The following is a 2,945-nucleotide window of genomic DNA, read 5'->3' on the forward strand; positions in this document are numbered from 1 at the left end:
ACTGACCCCCGTCGGAGAAGGAGTCCTCGGTGACGTTGAGGACGCCCATCACGACGCAGCGATCGGGCGCGGGGGTTGCCGTGAGCACGCTAGGCCCCCCGGATGAGCCGCATCGCCTCGGCCCGGGTCGAGGCGTTGGCACGGAACGAGCCACGCACGGCGGACGTCGTCGTGACGGCTCCGGGTTTGCGGATGCCGCGCATCGCCATGCACAGGTGCTCGCATTCAATCACCACGATCACGCCGGTCGGCTGCAGCTTGTCGCGCAGCGCGTCGGCGACCTGCGACGTGAGCCGCTCCTGCACCTGCGGCCGCTTGGCGTAGAGGTCGACGAGCCGGGCGAGCTTGCTCAGCCCGGTCACCGTTCCGGATTCGCCGGGGATGTAGCCGATGTGCGCGACGCCGTGGAACGGTACGAGGTGGTGCTCGCACGTCGAGTAGATCGGAATGTCGCGGACGAGGACGAGCTCGCGGTGTTCCTCGTTGAACGTGCGCCCGAGCACCTCTGACGGATCGACGTGCAGCCCCGCGAAGGTCTCTTCGTAGGCGCGCGCAACGCGTCCCGGGGTGTCGCGCAGCCCCTCGCGGTCGGGGTCCTCCCCCACGGCGATGAGCAGTTCGCGCACCGCCGCCTCGGCCCGCGCATGATCGAACGGCGCGCGCTCGGCCGGGTCGGCGGCCGCGATCGGGTCTATTCCTCCCACGGAGCCCTCCATTCGGAACCCTTGTCCTCACGGCGGCGCTTCCCGCCGTCGCCATCCCGGGACTCGCCGGCTGCGCCCGACCTGCGCGTCACATCTTCACCTATGACGTCGGACGGGTCGATTTTCGCATGTCGTCCGGTCGTCGGACCGTCGTCGCCCGACGGTCCCACCGGCCACGTCGATGTGGGCTGCGAGTCCTGCGTGGCCCCTGGCCGCCCACCGAATCCCGGTGCTGGCCGATTGCTCGGCGCGTTGTGGCCCTCGCCCGACTGGCGCGCGCTCGGCGTGGCGGTCGGGTGAATCGGCGGCCGCGGCGGCACCTGGGTCTCCTGGTGGCCGGGGCCGCGTTGCTGCTGCGGCCCGCTCGACTGCTGTGGCTGCTGGGGCTGAGCCGGGATCTGCGTCGTCTGCTGCGAGCTCGGCTGCTGGGGCTGCTGCCCGAACGCGGGACCCACGCCGGCGCCGGAGCCGCCCTGCGGCCGCGGCGGAACCTGCCCCGAGGGCTGCGAGGGCGCACCCTGCTGCGGCCCGCCCGGTTGGTTCGGTCCCCCCGGCTGGTTCGGTCCACCCGGCTGGCCGGGTTGGTACTGCGGTCCCGACTGCCCCGCCTGGTTCGGCGGCCAGCCCGGCGCCGACCAGCCCGGGGGCGGCGGTGTGCCGTAGGACGGGATCGCGGTGGTGCGGCGATCGTCTCCGCCGAAGCCCGGAGCTCCCGGCCGCTGCGCGCCCGCGCCCGCGCCCGGCGCCGCCGAGACGGCACCACGCGGATCGGACGGCCGCGAGGGATCGGCGCCTCCGGCGTCATGGGCGGAGTTGTTCGCCTCCTGCTCCTCGGCGCTGCCGGGAAGCGGGATCGAGAACGGGTCCTCGCGCTCGGGCACGGGTTCGCCGCGCTCGATGGCGATCTCGGCAGGGGTCTTGATCGGCGGCTTCGTCGCGCGCTTACGCCCGCCGAAGTCGTCGAAGCGGGTGATGCGCGGGCGCTTGGCGACGTCGGCGAAGATCCGCTCGAGGTCGTCCTGGCGCAGCGTCTCCTTCTCGAGGAGTTCCTCGGCGACCTTGTCGAGAGCCTCGCGGTTCTCGTCGAGGACGTCGACCGCCTCCTCGTGCGCGGCCTCGATGATCGCGCGAACCTCGGCGTCGATGATGCCCGCGATCTCGTCGGAGTGTTCGCCGCCACCGGAGCCACCGCCGTGGGAGAAGGGGTCTCCGGAGTTCTCCGCATACTTGACGGCGCCGAGCTTGGCGCTCATGCCGTACTCGGTGACCATCGTGCGGGCGAGCTTCGTGGCGTTCTCGATATCCGAGGACGCGCCCGAAGTGGGCTCGCCGAAAATGTACTCCTCGGCCGCGCGTCCGCCCATCGCCATAACGATGCGGGCGATGATGTCCGCGCGGGTCATGAGCGATTTATCGTCCTCGGGAACGACCATCGCGTGGCCACCGGTGCGGCCGCGGGCGAGGATCGTTACCTTGTGGACGCGTTCGAGTCCGTCCATCGCCCACGCGGCGAGCGCGTGCCCGCCCTCGTGATAGGCGGTGACCTTCTTCTCCTTCTCGGAGATCACCCGGTTCTTGCGTCGCGGGCCGCCGACAACGCGGTCGGAGGCCTCTTCGAGCAGATCGTTGGTGATCCAGTCGCGCTGCAGCCGCGCGGCGAGCAGCGCCGACTCGTTGAGCACGTTCTCGAGGTCCGCGCCCGACATGCCGATGGTGCGCTTGGCCAGCGCGCGCATGTTGACCTCTTCGGCGATCGGCTTGTCCTTCGCGTGCACCTCGAGAATCGCCTGACGCCCCTTGAGATCTGGCGGGACGACGGGCACCTGGCGGTCGAAGCGGCCCGGGCGCAACAGCGCCGGGTCGAGCACGTCCGGGCGGTTCGTCGCGGCGATGAGGATCACGGTCTCGCGGTCGTCGAAACCGTCCATCTCGACGAGCAGCTGGTTGAGCGTCTGCTCTCGCTCGTCGTGCCCGCCGCCGGTGCCGGAGCCGCGGTGGCGGCCGACCGCGTCGATCTCGTCGATGAACACGATGCAGGGGGCGTTCTGCTTGGCCTTCTCGAACAGGTCGCGCACGCGGGATGCGCCGACACCGACGAACATCTCGACGAAGTCCGAACCGGAGATCGAGTAGAACGGCACGCCGGCTTCTCCCGCGACGGCGCGGGCGAGCAGGGTCTTGCCGGTTCCGGGAGGGCCGTAGAGCAGCACGCCCTTCGGGATCTTCGCCCCGACGGCCTGG

2 protein-coding genes are annotated in these 2,945 nt (G+C 71.1%); both read right to left on the reverse strand.

All coding sequences use genetic code 11. From position 1 onward, the window contains the following. Positions 1-89: 89 nt before the first annotated feature. Positions 90-695 (reverse strand): GTP cyclohydrolase I FolE, encoded by a 606-nt coding sequence (gene folE / locus K8V11_RS00560; protein WP_303910214.1) that lies wholly within the window; start codon positions 693-695, stop codon positions 90-92. After that, on the reverse strand, positions 692-2,945 hold a 2,254-nt coding region (gene ftsH, locus K8V11_RS00565), incomplete at its 5' end, for an ATP-dependent zinc metalloprotease FtsH (RefSeq protein WP_303910212.1). The genes ftsH and folE, both read right to left, overlap by 4 nt.

It is taken from the genome of Dietzia timorensis (genome assembly GCF_020742175.1).
In the GTDB taxonomy this organism is placed as follows: Bacteria; Actinomycetota; Actinomycetes; order Mycobacteriales; family Mycobacteriaceae; genus Dietzia; species Dietzia timorensis_A.